Consider the following 20,247-nt stretch of genomic DNA (forward strand, 5'->3'; position numbering starts at 1 on the left):
GAGCACGGGTTAGGTTGCTGGGATATGCTTTACTCATCTGACTCACTCAGGGCTGTAGATATTTGCTATTCGCAGCCTACACTGAGTGAGCTTTTTTACGCCCTTCCTGACTTCTCAAACACCCTCTTAGCATTCATTCATTTGACAACTATCGCCACAGCAGAGTGGAGATGCAAACTCCTAGCCAATTCGCGTGGGCGCTTGCACTGCCAACAAGACGAATAAACTCTACAGTGGCTTTTCGTAAATGCGGTAGGTTTTGCAGATCTTGCCACCTGCCGATTCCACTAGCTTGCGCGAGGGCATATTGTCTTCGTAAACAAAGCCCAGCTCAGCCCGCTTGTAGGGTTTGCCTTTTTTGATGCCGCCCAGCATACCCAGATAAATCAGCCCCAGGGGGACCAATTTACGGCGATATTCTGGTAAGGAGCAAATCACCAGCACCCGACCCTGATCAATTTGGCGACGATACCACAGAAACTTGAGAATACCGAGCCAGTTGAGTTTGCCATTCACATGCTTGAGGGCAATGTTGTAATCCGGCAGGCCCATCCAAAAGCCCACCATTTCGCCGTTGTACTCCGCCACAGGAAACACGTCGGGGTCAACGAGCTGCTGAAGATCTTGGGCTTCTTCGACAAATTCTTCGAGCGATCGCGGCGTAGAGCTGTAGTTGTCGGAAAACGCCTTGGTAAATAGGTGATACAGGCTTTCCACATCCTTTTGAAACTCCTCACCCTTGGTGTGAATGGGGCGGAAGGTAATGCCCGATTTGATCGCAATGTCATAGCCCTTCTTGTACTCAGGCGGCAGTTCTTGCTCCAGATGAATGACATAGGAATAGGCGTCTTTAGCTTTTTGCCATCCGGCTCGCTCCACAAACTGCGGATAGTAAGGCGGGTTGTACGGCATCATGATCATTGGCCCAGAGTCAAAGCCATCCACCAAAAATAGGCAGTTAATGTGGGTCGATAGGTCAATGGGGCCACGCACCACCGTCATGCCCTGCCGCCGCAGCCAATCGCAGGCTGCGTTGAACAGCCCTTCCGCCACCGAAAAATCCTCAATACATTCAAAAAAGCCAAACAGCCCCACCTGTTGGCCTTCTTTGTCAATGAGGCGCTGATTCACCGAGGCTACTACCCGGCCCACGGCCTCAGTGCCATTTTTGCCCATGCGGGTGGCAATAAAGGCTTGCAGCTTGCCATATTGCAAAAACGGCGCATCGGGCTTGAAGTGCTTGGCGATGCTGCTGCGCAGGGGCTGCACCCAGTTGGGGTCGTTGGCATACACCCGCTTGGACACATCCAAAAACATCTCTAAATCACCAGGAGACAGCACCGGGCGAATGGTGACAGAGCCAATTTCGATGGGGGCGATCGTCATAGTTACTTTTGTCGTCGCAGCGATAGATTTATCAAAATGAACCCACAGGAGTTCTCATCATATTCGTTGATACCAGCTATTTTTGGAGGATTTTGCAAAATCTCTTCAGCTTCGTAGCGGGGCTTTACGGCTGGATGCGCTGCTTTGAGAGGGCGATCGCCCTCTCAGCATTCGGCACAGAATTCTTGAGCATGAAGCATACAGAACCAAGCTCAACGGGAACACTGGACAGGACGGGTGCAAGGGGCAGCAAGGTTGGCAGAAGAACGGGCCTATTGGCTGGCATGGACACAGATCGAGGGGATTGGGTCAACACTACTGTTTCGGCTGTACCGCACGTTTGGGTCACTAGAGGCCGCATGGTATGCCGAACCAGATGAGCTACTCAGGGTAGACGGTCTGGGTGAATTTACAGCAGAGCGGGTTGTGAAGGGGCGATCGCGCCTGAACCCCACCGCTTTGTGGCACACCCACACGCAAGACAATCCCACCATTTGGACGCCTGCCGATGCCGAGTATCCCCGATTGCTGCTGGAGGTGCCCGATCCGCCACCGCTGCTGTACTATCGCGGCCAGGTCAATCTTCAGGAAAATTTGGGGATTCAACCGGCGATCGCCATTGTAGGAACGCGATCGCCCTCGGAGTATGGCCGCAAATGGGCACGCCGCCTCACCCAAATCCTGGTGCAGGCCGGGTTTACCATTGTGTCGGGTCTGGCAGAAGGCATCGATACCGAAGCCCACAAAGCCTGTTTGGAAGCAGGCGGACGCACCATTGCCGTAATGGGCACCGGGCTCAACATTGCCTATCCCCATTCCAACCTCAAGCTCGCCAAGCAAATTGACCAGGCAGGGCTGATTTTGAGCGAGCATCCTCGCAACACTCAGGCCGATCGCGCCCATTTCCCCCGCCGCAATCGCATCATCGCTGGGCTGTGCCGCGCCACACTGGTGATTGAAGGCGAAACCAAATCTGGTGCCATGATCACAGGTCGCCTTGCCAACGATTACGGGCGCGATGTGTATGCGCTGCCCGGTTCGCTCGATAACCCAAAAGCCCGAGGCTGCCTGGATTTGATCAGTAAGGGAGCCCAAATCATTCTAGGAGAGGCAGAGCTGTTGGAAGCCTTGGGGAGTTTGCCAAGTTTGGATGTGCGATCGGATGAGCAGTTGCCGCTGTTGCAACCGGAGCCCATCGCCGTCCCACCCGATTTGCAACCCATCTTCCAGGCCATTCCCGCCGAACCTGTAACGCTCGATCGCATTGTGCAAGAGGCCCAGCAAGGAACAGACACCGTACTGAGTGCACTCGTGCAGCTGGAACTGATGGGGTTGGTGGCGCAGTTACCGGGGATGCGGTATCAGCGGGCGTAGGAGTTAGGGATTAGGGGTTAGGAGTTAGGGGCTAGGGGGATGAGGGAGTTGGGAATCGGGAGTCGGGAATCGGGAGTCGGGAATCGGGGAAGGGAGGGAAGCTTTCATGCGGCGTTTTGGGGCGAGTCTGGGTTGATTGAGGGGATGGGCCTAGGTGGTTTCGGTGGTTTGGCTGCGCTTAACGATGATCATGTTGGTGCCGATAACGGGGCTGCGGGCGAGCAGGTCGCCGTTGCTATCGGTGATTTCGAGTTTGCTGAAGTCGAGTTTTTGCGATCGCCCTAACATCTCATCCGCCAGTTTGTTTTGCTGAGATGGCGACAGGCCATACCATCCCTCTCCTACTGTTACAGAGAGGAGGCTCCGGCGAAAGTTAGCCTGTACAGATTGAATGAGACCACTGCTGTATTGGTCAGTCACCTGCGCTACCTGATCTTGAATGGAGGCGATCAGTTTTTGCTCGGGGGTGAGTTCTAGTTTGGGTTTGGGGGTTGGGGTGGGGCTGGGAGCGGGAGTGGCGATCGCGCTCGGGCTAGGAGATGGGGTGAGCGCAACAGGTGCCGCAGGAATTGGGGATGGAGTTGGAGGGGCGATCGCTCCTTTGGGTTCTTCGGGGGCAGGTTGCACGCTGGTGGACGGTGTAGCGGGTATCGCGGGAATTGGCTTGGGCGAGGGGGTGAATTGGGGCGATCGCATAGGCACAGGGCTGGGTTTGGTGGCGATCGCCGGAGAGGGGGTTGTCGCAACGGGCTTTGATGTAGTTTTGGTCGTGGGCTTGACCTCTGCTGGCGGCACCTGGCTCACCTGAGAGGGCTTGGGTGTGCTAGAGCCAAGGTTGGGCACAATCCACAGTACCAACACCAGTAACCCTGCAATCAGGCCGCTCAACGCCTTGTCGGACAGGACATCGTTCACTGAAATGGGCAAAAATCCACGAATTTTGGGGATGGCGGTGCCTGTCCACCAGGCCCAAAAGCGCTGAGCCAACGGGCCAGCTTGCCGCAGCACGGGCTGGGCAGCTTCTGCTACCTGCCGCGAGACTGTTTGCACTTGCCCAAGCGCCTTTTTTACGCCAGATTCTGGCCGAGGTTCTGGCTCTTTTTCTAGCCAGTTCACAATGCCAGTCAAAAAGCGGATTGTACCTTTCAAAACTGCCAGCGTGCGGGACTTCACCGCAGGCTCAACTTCTTTCCAACGTTCTTGAAAGGTTTTGCTATCGGCTGGGCCAGGTGGGGGAGGGGAAGCAGGTGGCGGAGTGGGGGGAACACTGGCGATCGCTGGCGGATCAGCTTGTGAAATAGGAGAGGATGCAGCAGCGGTGGGTTGAGATGTTTCTCCTTGAGGTATCTCTGCCTGGGAGGTCGTGACTGGAATTTCCCCTGGCTCAGCTACTTCTGGTTCTGCGATTCCTGATTCATGCGCGCCGGAATCACTGGATGGGATTTCCCCAAGCTCCTCGGTTACAGGGGCGATCGCCTCTTCGTTCAAGTCTTCAATCAGGTCGGGCGAGACGGGCCAACCCGTTTCGCCTGGCTCGTTGGCGGGCTCGTCACCAACCGGAGTCGAACCAAGGGACGAGGAGTCATTTGACAAGCGTTCATCCCGTGGCGGTTCAGCTGAAACTGGCGCATCTGCATCGCCATGGGGCAGGTTGGATTCTGAGGATTCTGGGGGTTGAGTCATCGCCGTTCCCAAACGCAATACAAAAGCGTGCGATTGCCAACTCGCGATCGCGGGTTTGGAAGCGTTCCGGGCCGCGATAGAGTGGGACTGAATGAACACTCTATGCTGATTTAACAGCATCCACATTCAATCGTTCACTCTATCACTTTGCGATCGCATGAGCCTGACCCGACGACGGTTGTTTCAGTTAAGCGGTGGGGTATGGGGTGGCATGGCCCTCACCGCCATGATGGGAAGCTGTCGCACCCATCAAGTGACAGCGCATGGCGAAATGTCTACAGCCAGCCCTGCCAATCCCACCGTCACCCCTGCTGCTACATCCCAAGCCTCGCTCACCCAAGATGGTGTATTCAATCCGCCTCGGGGAGATGTGCGCATTGCCATCATTAGCGACCTCAACGAAGCCTATGGCTCCACGACCTACAGTACCGAAGTGACCCGGGCGATCGCCCTACTGCCGGGGTGGCAGCCTGACTTGGTGTTGTGCGGTGGCGACATGGTAGCCGGGCAAAAGCGAGACCTCACCCAAGCCCAAATTTTGGCTATGTGGGATGGATTTGATCGAGCGATCGCCCAACCGCTGCGAGCCGCCAACTTACCCTTTGGCTTTACCATTGGCAACCACGACGCCTCACGGGCTATGGCCAACGGCCGTTACAGCTTTCAGCAAGAGCGCGACCTGGCTGCCGCCTACTGGAACGATCCGCAGCACAATCCAGGCTTGAACTTTATCGATCGCTATCGGTTTCCCTTCTACTACAGCTTTCAGCAGGGCGATGGGTTCTTTTTGGTGTGGGATGCGTCGAATGGAGCGGCCATGGCTGCGGACGATCGCGCCTGGGTTGAGCGCAGTTTGGGTAGCCCGCAAGCCCAACAAGCCGCCTTTCGGATTGTGATCGGCCACTTGCCGCTGTACGCCGTTGCCCAAAATCGCGATCGCCCTGGCGAAGTGATGAACAACGCCACCGAATTGCAGTTGTTGTTAGAGCGCTACCGCGTTCACACCTACATGAGCGGGCACCACCACGCCTACTATCCCGGCCATATTGGGCAGCTCAACCTATTGCATACTGGTGCGTTGGGGGGTGGGCCTCGTCAGCTTTTGGTGGGCGATCGCCCTGCCCGCAAAACCCTCACCCTGGTAGACATGGCCCTGACCTCTGCCAGCACCACCTACACCACCTTTGAAATCCCCACGCTACGAGTCGTAGCCATGCAAGACCTGCCTCGCATCATCCCCAGCCACAATGGAGCCGTCATCCGGCAAGATTTGCCATGGGCTGCACTCAGCCCGCAGGAAAAGTCAACTTGCCTCACCCACGTTTCCCAAGTAGTCTGCGAAGCAACCGCATGAAGGGGAACCCAGATCGATAAGATGATGGTGTGCCTTTAGCATTCGTCGTGCTGTTCTATGGCTATCACCACGCAAAAACTGACTGGCCTCAAGCAAGAAGGGAGACCCATCGCGGTATTGACTGCATGGGATTTTTTGATTGCGCAGGCACTTGACCATGCCGGGGTGGATGTAATTTTGGTGGGCGATTCCCTGGCAATGGTGGCGCTCGGCTACGATACCACCCTACCGCTCACCCTCGATGAAATGATTCACCACGCAAAAGCGGTCAAGCGTGGGGTTAAAAATGCACTCGTGGTCGTTGATTTGCCCTTTGGCTGCTATCAAGAAAGTCGGCAACAGGCCATCCAGTCTGCCGTGCGCGTGCTGAAGGAAACAGGAGCCCAGGCCGTCAAAATGGAAGGCGGCCATCCCGCCATGGTGGATACCATCGCCCATTTGGTGCATTCGGGCATTCCGGTGATGGCGCATGTGGGGCTCACCCCCCAGTCAGTGCATCAGTTTGGCGGATTTCGCCAGCAGGGAAAATCGCCCGAAGCCGCAGAGCGGATTTTGAATGAGGCGATCGCACTGGAACAAGCGGGAGCGTTTTCCATTGTGCTGGAACATATTCCAAGCGACCTGGCATTGCAAATCTCGCAAAAACTGACGATTCCCACCATTGGCATTGGCGCGGGGTCGCAGTGCGACGGCCAGGTGCTAGTCACCGCCGATCTGCTGGGTCTTTCAAGTTGGCAACCGCCCTTCGCCAAGGTCTATGCCAATCTGCACGACAGCATTGTGCAAGCGACCCAAGCCTACTGCACTGAAGTCCGGGAACATCGCTTTCCCTAGGTTTTGACCGTTCGTTTTGCTGATAGGATCTGCTTCTAGTGTTTAATCCGCTCGCCTGTAGTGGGGTCAAACACAAACAGATGCTCCAAATCAAGCTGTAGCGGCAGGCGATCGCCCACCGTTGGCATATGGGTGGGTGGCACTTGCAGGTTGAGCACGTGTGCGGTTGTGCCGTTGGCTGGCAGCTCGGCACGCACCAACACCTCCCGTCCCAAGGGTTCAATCACTGTGGCGATCGCCGATAGGTGCGCATCGTGAGGCTGAGCAGCCAACTGCACATGCTCAGGACGAATGCCCAGGTTAAACCGTTGGCCCTGAGCCGAGCGCAGCACCGTTTGCAACACCGCCGGACAGGGAATGGATTGGCCATGAATGTGGAAGCGATCGCCCTGCAACACGCCAGGGAGCAAATTCATCGGCGGACTGCCCATAAACGTCGCCACCATTTGGTTTGCCGGGTCAGAGTAGATCGCCTGGGGCGAGCCAATTTGCTGAATTTTACCCTGGCTCAGCACCACAATTTTGTCGGCAAGGGTCATCGCTTCGACCTGATCGTGCGTGACGTAGATGGTGGTAATGCCAACGGTTTGATGCAATTGTTTGAGTTCGGCGCGGGTGTCGTCGCGCAGTTGAGCATCCAGGTTGCTGAGCGGCTCGTCTAGCAAAAAAACCTGCGGCTGGCGGGCGATCGCCCGGCCCAATGCCACCCGCTGCTGCTGCCCACCCGACAGTTGGCGTGGCTTGCGATCTAGCAAATGCGCAATATTGAGGGATTGCGCTACCGTTTCCACGCGATCGCGCAACGTTTTGGCATCAGCCTGACGCATCTTTAGCCCAAAGGCCAGGTTTTCGGCCACGGTCATGTGGGGATACAGCGCGTAGTTTTGAAACACCATCGCCACATCGCGATCGCGCGCGGGCACATCGTTCACCAGGCGATCGCCAATGTACAGCTTGCCCGAAGTCGCCGCCTCTAGCCCCGCAATGGTGCGCAAAATGGTTGACTTGCCGCAGCCAGACGGCCCCACCAAAACCCAAAACTCGCCATCGGGCACCTCAAAGGTAATATCGGCGATCGCGGTAACCGCGTTAAACCGTCGCGAAATGTTGTTCAGACAAACCCTAGCCACAGTAGCCTCTCAAAAAACGTTGAATCCTGAACGCAAAACCGTTCCGTGATGGGCAGTCGCCCGCAACACAGGGCTTGGCTGGTTGCTATTGTGCCAGGGTTTGCAAGGTTTGCGCTAGTTCCCACAGCGACTGACTAAGCGTTTGTGCCCTTATCGCAACACTTTGAAGGGTGTGGATGAGGGTTCCTCACACACCCCATGGCATCGGTCTCTAAGTTTAAGAAGTTGGGGTTAAGCGATGATTCCATTTGCAAATGGGAAACTTAAAAAGACCAGCGATCGCGACCTTCGTTTGCTCACCCTTGATGCAGTTGATTCAAGCTTGACTCAACCATTTCTGCGGAGATACCTGAACCACTTGCAGCACAAAAAAGAACAAATCTATTTATCATCAGTTGAGTGACGATTTGAAACAATTTCGTTACATCCAGATTCAACGCTATCGGTAGGAGAAACTAAGCAAAATCATGCCAGATACGCTAGGGATAGCGATCGCCTTCATCATTCCATCGCTAGATGTTAAGGACAGGTAAAATTTAGTTTCAGCTGTTTCAAGTTCACTCAAAAACCTCTAGGATTAGAAATTATCGAACCCAATCTCTACAACTTGGGTTTTTCAACTGCTCCAAAAAAGTGAGCTTTAGCAACCGTGAGATCATCGATTGATCTCTCATCAATCGCTTGTTTTGGAACCTTCTCCTAACAGAAACGAATTCAATCGATACACTGGGATCTAAGTATAGAGAGCATTTGCCAACATCATGTGGCGATCGCTCTCTTTTTATTAGTGACCTTATAAGAAGTAAAAAAGAAACCGTTTCAGCTAATAGTAAAGTTTAGTTTCATGGGGTTGATCTCTAATAGATTCGCAGTATAGTTAAGACATGAAGCAAATGCTTCATCGGCAGATTTTACAGCCAAGTCCACGTTACAGTTCAAAAGAGGTAAAAGCGCTGTTCATTCAAATCTGTCTCGTCCACGAAATGCAGCATCCAGAGTTGGAGCTGATATCTCCTCAACTAGTGGAATGAAGGGAGTTTTAAAAAACAACTAGCTTGGTTTTTTAGCCATGAATTCTAGTTGTTAACTCTACGAAGTCGCGTGATATGAGAGGAGGTCCCTTAGTCAACAGACTTGGGTGCTGTACACCTTCCAACTACATGTTACATATCAACCTCTATGAGGGCACCTAGTTTAGGTGTCCTCCATTGTTTTTGGGAGAAATTTTGGATGTTTTTGGGAAAGTTTTGGAGTTCGCTCTAGCTGCTTTTCTAAGAGGCAAGTTCCGCCTTGGAGCCAGGAAGGTTGACCAATGAACAGGTGCAGCGCGATCGCCCCGATTTGCACGAGGCCAGTACGGCTTAACCTCACAAAAACGTCCAAAAGTAGAACATTTGTTCTATAATGGATTTCTTAGGAATCTGCGTGCAGCCAGTGGACATGGCCTATCATGAACACATTTTGAAGCTGGCTGTACCGTATTGATCACGATTGAGCTGCACGGCTACGTTCTTCCTTCCACTCTTCTATTAGCGTTCCTATGGCTATCATTGCGCTCAAAGCTTGGTATCTTCGCGAATACGAACCGTTGCGTGAGCTAGAAAAACGGCCCCATGATCTACGGCTAAACAAAAATAGCTTAATGAAGTCTGCGCTGCGAGCCGACTTTCTGGACGATAGCGATGATGTGAAACAGTCAGAGTGGTTTCAGCGTTACCTCGAAGGTGATTCTGTCGAGTTTTACATTGAAGGGAGCGGTGGCTATGTCATTGCCAATATCGACATTACGAGCCACGAAATCTACTTCACCAAGCAAGACGTAATGTCGCGGCTGGAGCCAACGATTTTCCTGTGCTACCAAACCGATTTTTCCGAGTCGAGCGAGCTGCTGCGTGATGAGCTACAAGACTTTATTGAGAAGCTGAATCGGCGATCGCGCTTGCCCATTACCCTCGAAGAATCGCACCGACTGACCGACTCTCCCGCACGGCTCACCAGCACCCTCATGCGCAAAATTCGCAATAGTTTGCTATTTGTCGCAGATGGCACCCCCATTTTGCAAATTGAGGACAGCCCATCGCAGCTAGTGCCCAACCCCAAGGTGTGTGTCGAGGTCGGCTATGCACTCCATGCCAAACGACCAGAGCAACTTTTGCTCGCCAGCATGGAACGCACCGAAATGCCAGGTCAGTTTCCCTTTGATTTGCCCAGCACCAGCCGCATTCAGTTTCGCAATAAAACGGATTTGCGCAAATCGTTGATTCCAGCCTTGGAAAGCTCGCTTCAGCGATACAACCTGGAGCGATCGTAGTTTTTGCCTAGCGCCCACGAGGAGTTTGATTGGGAGGTGGCAGCGAAATCTAGATAGTCAGGTTGGGTTCTCAATGGTTTTGGGGAATATTGACCCTAGTGCCCACAAACGGGCTAATCTAAATCGAAGCGTTTGAGATTAACGACTATGCCCAGAACTCCGAACGAATTTGCGGTTCACATCATGATGGAGGGGGGTCACCGCGAAGAGGTTCGTTTCCCCACAATTCAAGAATTTCAAAAGTGGTACAGCGGCGAGCTGGTGCCCAAAGCAACGTCCAACGATTTTATTAATGTGCCGATTAAGAACATTCAGGGCGAGTACATGGTGGTGCGTCCTTCTTCGGTGCTGGCACTGCGAGTGGAACCCATCTTCTCAGGAAGCGTCGATCGCTTTTAGTCGTCAATTGCAGCAAGCGTTGCTGAGCAGGTTGCTCAGGGTCGGGCTTGATGTAATGGTGCTGGGCGATCGCAGTTTGGAATCTCGCATGGTGTGATGAGGGCAATGAGGCAACAGGTACGAGTGCAGCGGGCGGCGATCGCCCTCTTGTCGAGTGTCGGGCTGAGCTTAGGCGGAGCAGTGCCAGCCACCTGGGCCAATCCGGTGCTTCCGCTCGTTCCGGCAGCTGAGTTGCAGCCTGTCCCGCTAGAGGCCGACCTGTGGTGGGATGACCAACTATGGCAAGACCGAGCGGCCATATCGCAGGCGATCGCTCACTCATTGCAATACCTTGGCACCTCGGCAGCGGTTACCGCCTACCGCCAGTACCCCGTCCCTGGTATCACGCGCGATCGAGTACGGCGCAGCCTCATCCATTTTCGGCGGTTGCTCAATACGTCGCGATCGCCCGCTGCCTTGTGCGAAGCCGTACAGCGAGACTTTGCCCTGTATCAATCCATTGGTACCGATGGGTTGGGTACCGTCAGCTTTACCGGATACTTTGAGCCCACCTACACCGCCAGCCGGGTGCCCACAGCAGAATTTCGGTATCCGCTCTATCGCTTGCCGCCCGACCTCAGCCAATGGTCGTTGCCCCATCCTAGCCGCGCTGAACTGGAAGGTCCCGATGGCCTCAGTGGCGGTCGGGGACGGCTGCAGGGGTTGGAACTGGTGTGGTTGCGCGATCGCCTCGAAGCCTTTTTGATCCAAGTTCAGGGCTCAGCCCGGTTGCAGCTGGTGGATGGTGGAGTAATGTCTGTCGGCTATGCAGGCCGCACCGAGCATCCCTACGTGAGCTTAGGCCGAGAACTCATCAACGATGGCAAGCTGCCCGAAGCTGGCCTCACCCTGCCCAAAGTCATCGAATATTTTCAGCAAAATCCCAACGAGCTGGGCACCTACATCCCCCGCAACAACCGCTTCATCTTCTTTCGCGAAACAGCAGGCGCACCCCCACAGGGAACCCTCAACGTACCTGTAACCGCCGAGCGATCCATCGCCACCGATAAAACGATCTTTCCGCCCGGAGCCCTTGCCCTTATCCGCACCACTCTCCCCATCGCCACGCCTCAAGGGCTGGAACAACGCATAGTTAGCCGCTACGTGCTCGACCAAGATACCGGCGGAGCCATTCGAGGTGCAGGCCGAGTGGATATTTACTTGGGCAGTGGCGAACTCGCGGGCGATCGCGCTGGGCTCGTCAACCATCCAGGGCAGCTTTACTACCTGCTGCTCAAGTAGGTTACATGTGCCATTCGATACATGCAGATACAGACAGACCGAACTTACGCAATTGAATAATTTGCGGAGCGCTAAGCGCTCCACAAATTATTCAACCCTCTGGTTTTTCGGATGACGTGCGTCAGTTCTAACAGCGTAAATCCAGAAAAATCATAGCCCTCAAACTGCCATATTTCGGTAGTTTAAGGGCTGTGCAGAATTGGCGCTAGCGATCATGCCTAATTCGCAGCACCAACCGCAACCGGTTCATATAAATATTCAAACCAGTTGCCATCGGGGTCACGGCCATAGAACGACGCCGTGCCATCCCGGTGCTCATGAATATCGGTAAGATAAACCCCTTCGGCCTTCAGTCGCTCAAACTCGGCATCGACTTCAGCGCGATCGTGAAAAATAAATCCGAAATGTGGCCCCGCCTGCTTGTAGCTTTGACCCAGAAGCGCCAAGCCATCTTCACCCGCTTTTAGGTAAGCCCAATCGGGGTCTTTCCATACCAGCTGCATCCCCAAATTTTGGTAAAACGCAGCAGCCCTGTCCAAATCCGCGACACAGATTGCCACATGTCCAATACGCTTGAGATTCATAATTCAACCAAAGATTAAAAAACGTGACTCCTTCCCCTAGTTTTATTCTAAGACAGCTAGATTTTGAGGGGGCGAATCGTCCGGTACGCTCCATCGACCCCTTGGTAGGCATTTCTCGCCATCTCTTAAACTCGCCGCAACCCTATGGCCATTCTTGACCCAGCCAACCTACCCTACTGGCTCTTGCTCGGAATGGGAGTTCTCCTATTCCTGGTCATTATTGTGTTTGGCGGGGATGATGACGATCTCGATATAGATGACGATTTCGACTTCGACACCGATGGCGATTCCAGTGGACTCAACATTGGTAGCCTGATGGGCTGGTTGGGCGTGGGCAAAGCTCCCCTTGTGTTGCTGCTCGCCATTGACCTGAGCCTGTGGGGGCTGCTCGGTTGGATGACCAACGTCTTTTTGCTCAGCCTCCTCGGCCCCATATTAGGAGGACTGGTCAGCAGCGTTATGCTCTTTTCCTCTCTCCTCATCGCCCTTTTCTTGGGCAGCCAGATCGCTCGGCCTATTGGTCAGTTGTTTGCTTCTTTTGGCGAAGACACCAGTAGCGATCGCCTGATTGGATGCATTGGCAACGTGAGTACCAGCACCATTCCCTACCTTGCTGCCAACAAAATCGGTCAAGTCGACGTGCTCGATCCCGCTCGCAACCTCATCACCGTCAACGCCGCCCTACCAAACTGGGCCACCACCCCACCCAAACGCGGCGAGCAAGTGCTCATCATTGAACGCATCGGCAGCAGCTACCTCGTCATCACCAAAGACAGCCCCGACCAAACCCAATGGCTGAGCCAATCGTCCACCAAACCAAACAACACTAACCTCTGATACACACCGCAAATGCGTAAACCAGATGCATAAATCTGATCTTTGAGCAGCAATGCGAAGCGACCATTCACCACCCATCCCCAACCCCTTGCGGAGGGGGTCTGGGAGACGAAGCACGTCCCCCAGTGGGGGTTTGGGGGCTAGCCCCCAAAGGCTGTTGGCTCGATTTCTGTTGGCTCGATTTCTGTTAGTTCAACCCTCCCCATCCCAAACCACAGCGAAGCATTTCAACCGTCGCCAACTCAACCCAGTTCAATCCCTAGCGGCATGCTTCACCGCTACAACATCCATCAACCTATAAACCCATCCCACTATGCTGTTTTGGCTCACCTTCATTAACACCCTGCCCCCCATCACCGCTAACACAACCCATCTCATCGCAGAAACCCAACCCACCAACCGATCCCATACCGAAACCAGCCTCATCGCCCAACTGCCCGGCCCTTACCCCCAAACCACCCTAGGCCAGCTTGGTCCCCTCACCGGAATCCTCTTCTTCCCCGGCCTCATCGCCGGACTCGTGATTCTGCTGCTCCTTAGCCTGTGGACCTACACCCGCGTCTACGTCATCACCCCCACCAACGAAGCCTTCGTTCGCACAGGCGGCGTCTTCGTCAAGCGCAAAACCGTCGTGCTAAACGGCGGCTGCGTCGTCCTTCCCGGCTTCCACGAACTGACCCGCGTTCCACTTCGCGAAATTTCCATCGATGTAGAACGTACCGGCAAACTCGCCGTTCGCACCCAGGACTACCTCCGAGCCGACATGCGCGTCACCTTCTATGTCTGCATCAACGCCTCCGAAGAAGACGTGCTCACCGCTGCTGCTCGCCTCTCCCAAACCGGACGCATCACCGCCGAAGACATCAAAAACGCCCTGGAAAAACGGGCCGACGATGCCATTCGTGCTGCTGCCAAAACCAAGAGCTTGGCCGAAATCGACTCCGACAAACTCGGCTTTGCCCAAGAAGTGCTAAACCTGATGCAGCCCGACCTAGCCAAAGTGGGCCTGACCCTCAACAACATCGCCATTTCCGAAATTCAGGAAAGCGATACCTACGACGAGAACAACTTCTTTGACGCGCAGGGTGTCCGCCTCCGCACCGAAACCATCCAGCGGTCGATTCAACAAAAGCGTGAAGTCGAACTCGTCACTCAGGTCACCATTGAGCAGAAAGAACTGGATGCCGAAAAGCGATCGCTTCAAATTACCCAAGAGCAAGAGAGCGCCCGACTAGAACAACAGCTCCAAGTCGAAGCCATGAAAGCCCAGCGCGAACGCGAGATCGAGGAAGCCAAAGCGCGTGAAGCCGCTGCTACCCAGCGCGCCAAAATTCTGCAAGAGCAATCCGTCGAAGAAGAAGAGATCCGCAAGCAGCTTTCCTTACGACAGAGCCAAATTAACGCCGACATTGAGCTAGAAGAGCGCAACAAAGCCTTGAAAGTTGCTCAAACCTTGCAGCAGCAAGAAACCGAACTGGCCGAAATTACCCGTCAAAAAACCATTGAATCGCAAAAGCTAGAAGCCCAAGTTCAAGTTGCCGAGTCCGAGCGGATGGCCAGCGTTGCCCGAGAAGAAGCCGCGATCGCCATTACCGCCAAGCGCAAAGAAAGCCTGGAAGCCGATGCTGAGCGTGCCAAGGCCGAAGCAGGTGTGCAAACCGCCACCGAACTTGAGGTCGCAGAGCGGAACCGTCAACTAGCCGTCATTGACGCTCAGCGTGCCGCCGAAGAGCGCCGCATCGCCGACCAAAACGTGGTAGAAATCGATGTCTTCCGCAAGCGCCGTCAGGCCGAGATTGCCCGTCAGGCCGCCGAGCTAGAAGCCGAAGCCCTGCGCACCATCGCCGATGCCGAACGCGACAAAGCCCTGGCCGAGGCCGAAGGGCTACAGGCTAAACTTGCCGCCCAAAACACCACCAGCACCGCCGTACTCACTGCCGAGCTGCTAAAAACCATGTGGCCCGAACTTTCCAGCCGATTGCCTGAAGTACTACAAGCCCTGGCTCCCCAACCCGGTGTCCTCGGCGATGCGAAGATTTATGCCTTTCCGGGAGCGAATGGCAGCAACGGCAACGGTGCCGCCCAGGATGTGAATAAACTGTTACTGTCCACCAGCGGGTTATCGCTGATCAACACTCTGCTAGACGATGGCAAGCTAGGTCAGGTGTTGGGACAAATTTCCCAACTCATGCGCGATACTCGCTCTGACTCCAATCCACCATCTAGTTCCACCACGGATAGCTCAGACTCAGATTAATTTAGCTAGGGAAACCTTAAGGCTGGATAAGCCGAAGCACACTTTTTAAGGGTTACGTGCCGTGCAACCCTTAAAAAAATCCCTTTATTGCGTGCGCAACGCGCATGCAATAAAGGGATTTCGCTTATCCAAAACTCACATTAACCAATGAGTTTGCGAAACCGAGCCAAGTATTCTTCATTGGCACGGTTGGGAATTGAATTGGCAACCAACTCCAGGCTAGTCAGATCAAAGTAAGGGGAAAACAAATCGCAAATCTCGGCTTTGGTAGTACCGTAGGGTAGGCCACCCTCGCGGCTGTGTGCCCAAAACAAACCAATAAATTCGCCGCTTGGTTTTAGCAACGCATGAACTAGCTCAACATAGGCAGACCGTTGCGTGGGCGCGATCGCACAAAAGCACGTGTGTTCCAGCACATAGTCAAATTTGCCTGCATACTCCGTCGCCAGGTCAAACATATTGCATTGCAACGTTGCCAACGGCACACCCTTTACCTGAGCCAACTGCTGAGCACCCGCGATCGCCGATGGAGCAAAATCCACACCTGTCACCGCAAATCCATACTCAGCAAACAGCAGCGCATCATGACCACGCCCCATCCCTAGCGCAATGAGCGAACCTGGTTTTGGCCCATTCGCCGACGCTAGCAAACTCACAAACGGTGGCGCAGGCTGACCCAAATCCCACCGGGCCGTTCCCTCCTGGTAGCGATTTTCCCAAAACTCTGGGGACTCAATTGCAGCAGATTCCATCCAACCCAACCCCTAGCGAAACGATCAGCCCTTTCAAAACCAGTAGGACTGACGCACGTCATCCCATAAACCAGGGGTTTGAATGATGGTTGGAGTGCTAAGCGCTCCAACCATCACTCAAATGGCGTCAGTCCTGACCAGTACATGTGACCCAAAATTCGCAGCAGTTTGCTCCGAAGCGCTTTGAATCATGTGACCTGAACAAAGCTCACAACCCATCATCCAACTGCGCCAGTTCTAACCGCTATGATTCTATTCTAAGAAGATTGCTAGCAATGCGGTGAAAGCTCTCGCGCGACAACCGAGGCGAGCGATTAATGCACTCTGCCAACAGCTTTGTGGCATCGTAATACCTCCGCAGCAGAATGCGATCCTCGTCGGTAAAGCCCCAATCGCACTTTAGGTGAAAGTAGTGTTGCATTAACTGGCGCACTCGCTGCTTCCAGTCCTGATGTCGCGCACTCCACCAATCCGCTTGGTCACGATGGTGCGGAAGCTGCTGCTCAATCTGAAACTGCCACTCATCCAGCGCATTGCGCAACCGCAGGTTTTCGACCATCCGCAGTGCCTCTTTTGCGTTTCGCATTGCACTAAAGAAGAGATCGTGCTGGCTAACCCTGGCATGCAGCATACGGTAGAACTGGGAATGAATATCTAACCAGTGACTAGAAATGGCGCTGGTCGCAATATCAAAATCTGGAAACTCAAGCTGGCGTTGCGATCGCCGCCCCAAGCTAGAGATGTAGCCCACATGCTCCAGACTAGAGACAAAATACCAGGCCCTTAGCATCGTGGTTTGATAGAGTTGCTCTGGGCGAACCTGATCCTCAGACGATTGCGTGTATTGATCCAACCACTGCACAAACTGCTGCGACGTTGGGCTTCTAGCCAGCGTTTGATCCAGCCGCTTTTTCAAATTCAGTAAAAAGTCATCCACCACCCCTTCGGGTAACAGCTCAGCAACAACCTCAATCACGTATCGCCAGCGCTCATCTGCGACATGGTCGTAAATGATGGGGCACTCTCGCTGCGACACCAACGACACCGCCGTTAAATATTCCTGAAACGTGAGATGGGAAAACGAATAGTAGTTGGATGCCCGCGAGACCATCAAACCATGCTGACGCTCAATCGATTGCAGAATTGCAGTTGCATCAATCTCCATCGGATCTTTGTTGAGCCGATGCTGAAAGAAATCTTCAATCACCGCTTCAACGTCCCGCCGGGGAAATAGAGTCAGCCCCCGCTTAAAAAACGTAGAGGCAATCACACTCAGCAAAACCGCCTTAACCTTGACCGTAAGCTGTTGATAGGGTGTATCGCGTTCCACAGTGCGATAGACATCCCACTCACCCAGCAACAGGTCAAATCCCCGTCGATAGAGGGCCGAGCGGCTGTTGGGGAAGTCGCCATCTGCATCAAACACGCGACACAACATGGTGAGTAACAGGGGTGTGGTTGCTAATTCTCCAATGGCCACATGTCGTCGCAGTCGCTCCATAAATTGAGCACTGCGATCGCTCCCCTCGGCCATCATGAACCACTTTCGGGCAAATTTCTGAATTTGGTGGATATCGAAGGTGGCCAGTGTCACCATTTCAAATCCAGGCAAATGAATCCGCAGCGGAGGCCGACAGCTCAGCACAAACCGACACTTGTGATAATGGGCAACTAGAGCGCGCAATTGCGCCAAAACCCACGTCCACTCTGCGTCTTGCACTTCATCCAGACCATCTAACAGCAATAAAATGCGGCCTTCTGATAGCAGCGTGGTAACGGCTTCAGCATGGTTGGGCAACTGGCACGTTTCAAAATAGCGTTCAATGAAGGACTGTAGGGTCAGGCGGCGGCCCAACGCTGCATAGTCTTTAAAGGAAATAAACACCGGAACGAACCCCGGCAACAGCTTGCCCTCGCTACATTGCACAGCCAGCCATTGCAAGTAGGTTGTCTTTCCAGATCCGGGCTTGCTATACAAAAACAACCGATTGAAGCGCTCAGCCGCCAGCTCGCTTGGAATCCGCTGACCGGATGGGTGGCCCAGCCGATTGAAGTTATGAATATCCTGCTGCCCCTTCAAGGTAAGCTCATCAGCAATGCGGTCGATATCGGCCTGTTGTACTGGCACCAGTTGAGTTGGAACGTAGAGGCTGTCTGTTCGAATGTTGAGGCTAAATAGCTGAATCGATGCGCAATCGTGAATGATGCGATCGCGCACACATGTTCTAGAGAGCCGTACCAACTCCTCAATCGAAGATTCGTCACCCAAAGTGGTGAGTTGACCTTTCGTTTGACGCGCCGATGTAGAATGACCGCTGCTCGCATGGTTATTCGATGGTTCGCCAACCTCTTCCCACTGCAGGTCTAGAGCACGACAGATATTCTCAAACTTATTAAACGTCAGGTTTTTTTGATTAAAAAATCGAAATACTGTTGTGCGCTCTACGTTGGCATGGTGAGCAAGTTCAGTTCGGTTGTCATCGTGGTATTGGCGCAGCGCACGTTGAGCCGAAATTAAACCGCTGTCAGTAAGGCGTAAAGAACGAGGAAGCCGAAATTGCATGGATAAGCGGTAGTTGCAACCTGAAGAAAACACATCCGTGATTTCACGTTAGTAAAGAAATTACCACACTGATCTCATTTACTTTGGGCGGAGCTTCAGGTATTCACGCTTTGTTAACAACGTTGGTTGCTGTCATTTTTTTGACCCCGCATGCATCTAGCCATGAGATAGTGCGATCGCCCCATCTCGCCACAACCGGGGGATCACTGAGCCTCCAACGATTTTCGCCACCCCGTGATGAAGTGTTTTCGGCGATACCTTTCGACACTTCAGCCTGCAAAGTCACAGGTAAACAGCCTGAACACGCGACGGGCTTATATAAAGTTTTGTAAATTTTCTGTTGCTGCAACAGGTTCAACAGGGCCAAGCAACACCCATTTCTTACTTTGTTGATAACGAGAAATCAGAGAAAGACAGCGACACCGTAGCAAATTCGTAAGGAGCCTTTAGAGAACCAGTTACAACGCACCGCTGTTCCCCCCACGTCGGTCATTGTTTTATTGGAGCCTTCCCATGTATCTCGATCAACAGTCCCCATCTCAGCATCATCCTCAGCTCGCTTGCCCCAAATGCGGACATAACTCTGTTGTGCAACATGGCAACGTTTATGTCTGTCTCAGCTGTAACTTTCACCGCAACGTTTCTGAGCCAGAAACCGCGTCTGGAGTTTTCTCGGTCATTGGCATTGCGGTGCTCATTTGGTTGATTGTGCAAGTCTCCTTTTATCCACCCGCTTCACAACCCAGCCTTTCCCCTGCTTACCCCAGCAACATTCCGCAGCAGCCGTAGACAGGAACAAACTAAGCCAACCTAGCCTTACTCGCCCTCTAGGTTTACAACGTTTCATCCATAACGTTGTTCTGAATAAGCCAAAGCTCTGACTTTTGCGTGCGCAATGCGCACGCAAACAAGATTTTTTGAGAATGCATAGATTAGTGGCTGTTGTTCAACAGGTGGCTGTTGTGGATGCGAGGCATTTAGAGCAGCCCCAGCGATCGCACCACCAACTGCCATTACACACAAATGGATGTTCCCAACCGTACTCGGCTTGGGCAGATTTTGTGGCTCAAAAAATATGACGTTACGTTCTCTTGCAACTCGCCCCCAACCAGGAGATCACCTTGATATGAACCATATGAACCGTAATTTAGGTCATGCAGTCCTTGTCGTATTTGGTTGGGTCGGCAGCACCATGGCGATTATGAATCCTAGCCAAGGTGATTACGCTAACTTTGTGTTCAAGCACATGATGAACGATACAAAACAGGCTGTTTGCCCGCAGGAATCAGACACAACCCAATCAACTTTGACCTCTCTCATCCAGGAATTTTGCAACGGTATGGTTGTCGGCCTGGGAACCTATACCTACGAGGAGGCATTGCGCGTCATTGATCTGAAAACAACCAGCACAAACTACATCGTCTGCTCTATTTACCAAACCGAGGTCTTTGGCAAATCCTACCGAGCGTTGGGAATTTACGGTCGTTTTTTACAGCTGTAGC

16 protein-coding genes are annotated in these 20,247 nt (G+C 53.4%); 10 read left to right on the top strand and 6 right to left on the bottom strand.

Going from position 1 to position 20,247, the window contains the following annotated elements:
* Positions 1-228: 228 nt before the first annotated feature.
* Positions 229-1,386 (bottom strand): hypothetical protein, encoded by a 1,158-nt coding sequence (locus ACQ4M4_RS00005; RefSeq protein WP_430682372.1) that lies wholly within the window; start codon positions 1,384-1,386, stop codon positions 229-231.
* A 255-nt stretch (positions 1,387-1,641) separates the two neighbouring features.
* Between ACQ4M4_RS00005 and dprA the strand changes: the two genes are divergently transcribed.
* The gene (gene dprA / locus ACQ4M4_RS00010) at positions 1,642-2,760 is read left to right on the top strand and encodes a DNA-processing protein DprA (RefSeq protein WP_430682373.1); all 1,119 of its coding nucleotides are present in this window, start codon (positions 1,642-1,644) and stop codon (positions 2,758-2,760) included.
* Positions 2,761-2,910: 150 nt separating this feature from the next.
* Here dprA and ACQ4M4_RS00015 read toward each other — a convergent pair whose 3' ends face one another.
* Positions 2,911-4,443: a hypothetical protein gene (locus tag ACQ4M4_RS00015; protein WP_430682375.1), complete on the bottom strand. Its 1,533-nt coding sequence runs from the start codon at positions 4,441-4,443 to the stop codon at positions 2,911-2,913.
* 157 nt (positions 4,444-4,600) lie between these two features.
* Here ACQ4M4_RS00015 and ACQ4M4_RS00020 point away from each other — a divergent pair, with 157 nt between their 5' ends.
* Positions 4,601-5,797: a metallophosphoesterase family protein gene (locus ACQ4M4_RS00020; RefSeq protein WP_430682376.1), complete on the top strand. Its 1,197-nt coding sequence runs from the start codon at positions 4,601-4,603 to the stop codon at positions 5,795-5,797.
* Positions 5,798-5,854: 57 nt separating this feature from the next.
* Positions 5,855-6,631 carry a 3-methyl-2-oxobutanoate hydroxymethyltransferase gene (gene panB, locus ACQ4M4_RS00025; protein ID WP_430682377.1) on the top strand — a complete coding sequence of 259 codons (777 nt, stop codon included), beginning with the start codon at positions 5,855-5,857 and terminating at the stop codon, positions 6,629-6,631.
* Positions 6,632-6,666: 35 nt separating this feature from the next.
* On the opposite strand, the gene ACQ4M4_RS00030 is transcribed toward panB, so the two are convergent.
* On the bottom strand, positions 6,667-7,761 hold the full coding sequence (locus ACQ4M4_RS00030; protein WP_430682378.1) for an ABC transporter ATP-binding protein: 1,095 nt from the start codon (positions 7,759-7,761) through the stop codon (positions 6,667-6,669).
* A gap of 1,540 nt (positions 7,762-9,301) precedes the next feature.
* On the opposite strand from ACQ4M4_RS00030, the gene ACQ4M4_RS00035 reads away from it, so the two are divergent.
* The 3 genes from ACQ4M4_RS00035 (at position 9,302) to mltA (ending at position 11,752) form a co-directional block, all read left to right on the top strand.
* Positions 9,302-10,072 carry a hypothetical protein gene (locus ACQ4M4_RS00035; RefSeq protein ID WP_430682379.1) on the top strand — a complete coding sequence of 257 codons (771 nt, stop codon included), beginning with the start codon at positions 9,302-9,304 and terminating at the stop codon, positions 10,070-10,072.
* Between the two features lie 147 nt (positions 10,073-10,219).
* Positions 10,220-10,471: a hypothetical protein gene (locus ACQ4M4_RS00040; protein ID WP_430682380.1), complete on the top strand. Its 252-nt coding sequence runs from the start codon at positions 10,220-10,222 to the stop codon at positions 10,469-10,471.
* Positions 10,472-10,576: 105 nt separating this feature from the next.
* Positions 10,577-11,752, top strand: coding sequence for a murein transglycosylase A (gene mltA / locus ACQ4M4_RS00045; protein ID WP_430682381.1), 1,176 nt, complete (start codon positions 10,577-10,579; stop codon positions 11,750-11,752).
* A 218-nt stretch (positions 11,753-11,970) separates the two neighbouring features.
* On the opposite strand, the gene ACQ4M4_RS00050 is transcribed toward mltA, so the two are convergent.
* Entirely contained in the window at positions 11,971-12,336 is a 366-nt protein-coding gene (locus ACQ4M4_RS00050) for a VOC family protein (protein WP_430682382.1), read from the bottom strand.
* Between the two features lie 144 nt (positions 12,337-12,480).
* Here ACQ4M4_RS00050 and ACQ4M4_RS00055 point away from each other — a divergent pair, with 144 nt between their 5' ends.
* Together ACQ4M4_RS00055 and ACQ4M4_RS00060 are read left to right on the top strand one after the other, a co-directional pair.
* The gene (locus ACQ4M4_RS00055; RefSeq protein WP_430682384.1) at positions 12,481-13,173 is read left to right on the top strand and encodes a DUF1449 domain-containing protein; all 693 of its coding nucleotides are present in this window, start codon (positions 12,481-12,483) and stop codon (positions 13,171-13,173) included.
* Between the two features lie 313 nt (positions 13,174-13,486).
* On the top strand, positions 13,487-15,430 hold the full coding sequence (locus ACQ4M4_RS00060; RefSeq protein WP_430682385.1) for an SPFH domain-containing protein: 1,944 nt from the start codon (positions 13,487-13,489) through the stop codon (positions 15,428-15,430).
* A 140-nt stretch (positions 15,431-15,570) separates the two neighbouring features.
* Here ACQ4M4_RS00060 and ACQ4M4_RS00065 read toward each other — a convergent pair whose 3' ends face one another.
* Both ACQ4M4_RS00065 and ACQ4M4_RS00070 read right to left on the bottom strand, forming a co-directional pair.
* Positions 15,571-16,182 (bottom strand): methyltransferase domain-containing protein, encoded by a 612-nt coding sequence (locus tag ACQ4M4_RS00065; RefSeq protein WP_430682386.1) that lies wholly within the window; start codon positions 16,180-16,182, stop codon positions 15,571-15,573.
* 244 nt (positions 16,183-16,426) lie between these two features.
* A complete protein-coding gene (locus ACQ4M4_RS00070; RefSeq protein WP_430682387.1) occupies positions 16,427-18,745 on the bottom strand; it encodes an NACHT C-terminal helical domain 2-containing protein in 2,319 nt (772 codons plus the stop codon).
* A 513-nt stretch (positions 18,746-19,258) separates the two neighbouring features.
* On the opposite strand from ACQ4M4_RS00070, the gene ACQ4M4_RS00075 reads away from it, so the two are divergent.
* Positions 19,259-19,534 (top strand): hypothetical protein, encoded by a 276-nt coding sequence (locus ACQ4M4_RS00075; protein ID WP_430682388.1) that lies wholly within the window; start codon positions 19,259-19,261, stop codon positions 19,532-19,534.
* A gap of 286 nt (positions 19,535-19,820) precedes the next feature.
* A complete protein-coding gene (locus ACQ4M4_RS00080) occupies positions 19,821-20,246 on the top strand; it encodes a DUF4359 domain-containing protein (RefSeq protein ID WP_430682389.1) in 426 nt (141 codons plus the stop codon).
* The last annotated feature ends 1 nt before the right edge of the window (position 20,247 follow it).

This window comes from Leptolyngbya sp. AN02str, assembly GCF_050565595.1.
Classification (GTDB): Bacteria; Cyanobacteriota; Cyanobacteriia; order Elainellales; family Elainellaceae; genus Kaiparowitsia.

What these genes read in the sequence shown, in the direction of transcription:
- ACQ4M4_RS00005 (WP_430682372.1), bottom strand. Translation starts at nt 1,386, where the DNA reads ATGACGATCGCCCCCATCGAAATTGGCTCTGTCACCATTCGCCCGGTG.
- ACQ4M4_RS00015 (WP_430682375.1), bottom strand. Translation starts at nt 4,443, where the DNA reads ATGACTCAACCCCCAGAATCCTCAGAATCCAACCTGCCCCATGGCGAT.
- ACQ4M4_RS00020 (WP_430682376.1), top strand. Translation starts at nt 4,601, where the DNA reads ATGAGCCTGACCCGACGACGGTTGTTTCAGTTAAGCGGTGGGGTATGG.
- panB (WP_430682377.1), top strand. Translation starts at nt 5,855, where the DNA reads ATGGCTATCACCACGCAAAAACTGACTGGCCTCAAGCAAGAAGGGAGA.
- ACQ4M4_RS00035 (WP_430682379.1), top strand. Translation starts at nt 9,302, where the DNA reads ATGGCTATCATTGCGCTCAAAGCTTGGTATCTTCGCGAATACGAACCG.
- ACQ4M4_RS00040 (WP_430682380.1), top strand. Translation starts at nt 10,220, where the DNA reads ATGCCCAGAACTCCGAACGAATTTGCGGTTCACATCATGATGGAGGGG.
- mltA (WP_430682381.1), top strand. Translation starts at nt 10,577, where the DNA reads ATGAGGCAACAGGTACGAGTGCAGCGGGCGGCGATCGCCCTCTTGTCG.
- ACQ4M4_RS00050 (WP_430682382.1), bottom strand. Translation starts at nt 12,336, where the DNA reads ATGAATCTCAAGCGTATTGGACATGTGGCAATCTGTGTCGCGGATTTG.
- ACQ4M4_RS00055 (WP_430682384.1), top strand. Translation starts at nt 12,481, where the DNA reads ATGGCCATTCTTGACCCAGCCAACCTACCCTACTGGCTCTTGCTCGGA.
- ACQ4M4_RS00060 (WP_430682385.1), top strand. Translation starts at nt 13,487, where the DNA reads ATGCTGTTTTGGCTCACCTTCATTAACACCCTGCCCCCCATCACCGCT.
- ACQ4M4_RS00065 (WP_430682386.1), bottom strand. Translation starts at nt 16,182, where the DNA reads ATGGAATCTGCTGCAATTGAGTCCCCAGAGTTTTGGGAAAATCGCTAC.
- ACQ4M4_RS00070 (WP_430682387.1), bottom strand. Translation starts at nt 18,745, where the DNA reads ATGCAATTTCGGCTTCCTCGTTCTTTACGCCTTACTGACAGCGGTTTA.
- ACQ4M4_RS00075 (WP_430682388.1), top strand. Translation starts at nt 19,259, where the DNA reads ATGTATCTCGATCAACAGTCCCCATCTCAGCATCATCCTCAGCTCGCT.
- ACQ4M4_RS00080 (WP_430682389.1), top strand. Translation starts at nt 19,821, where the DNA reads ATGACGTTACGTTCTCTTGCAACTCGCCCCCAACCAGGAGATCACCTT.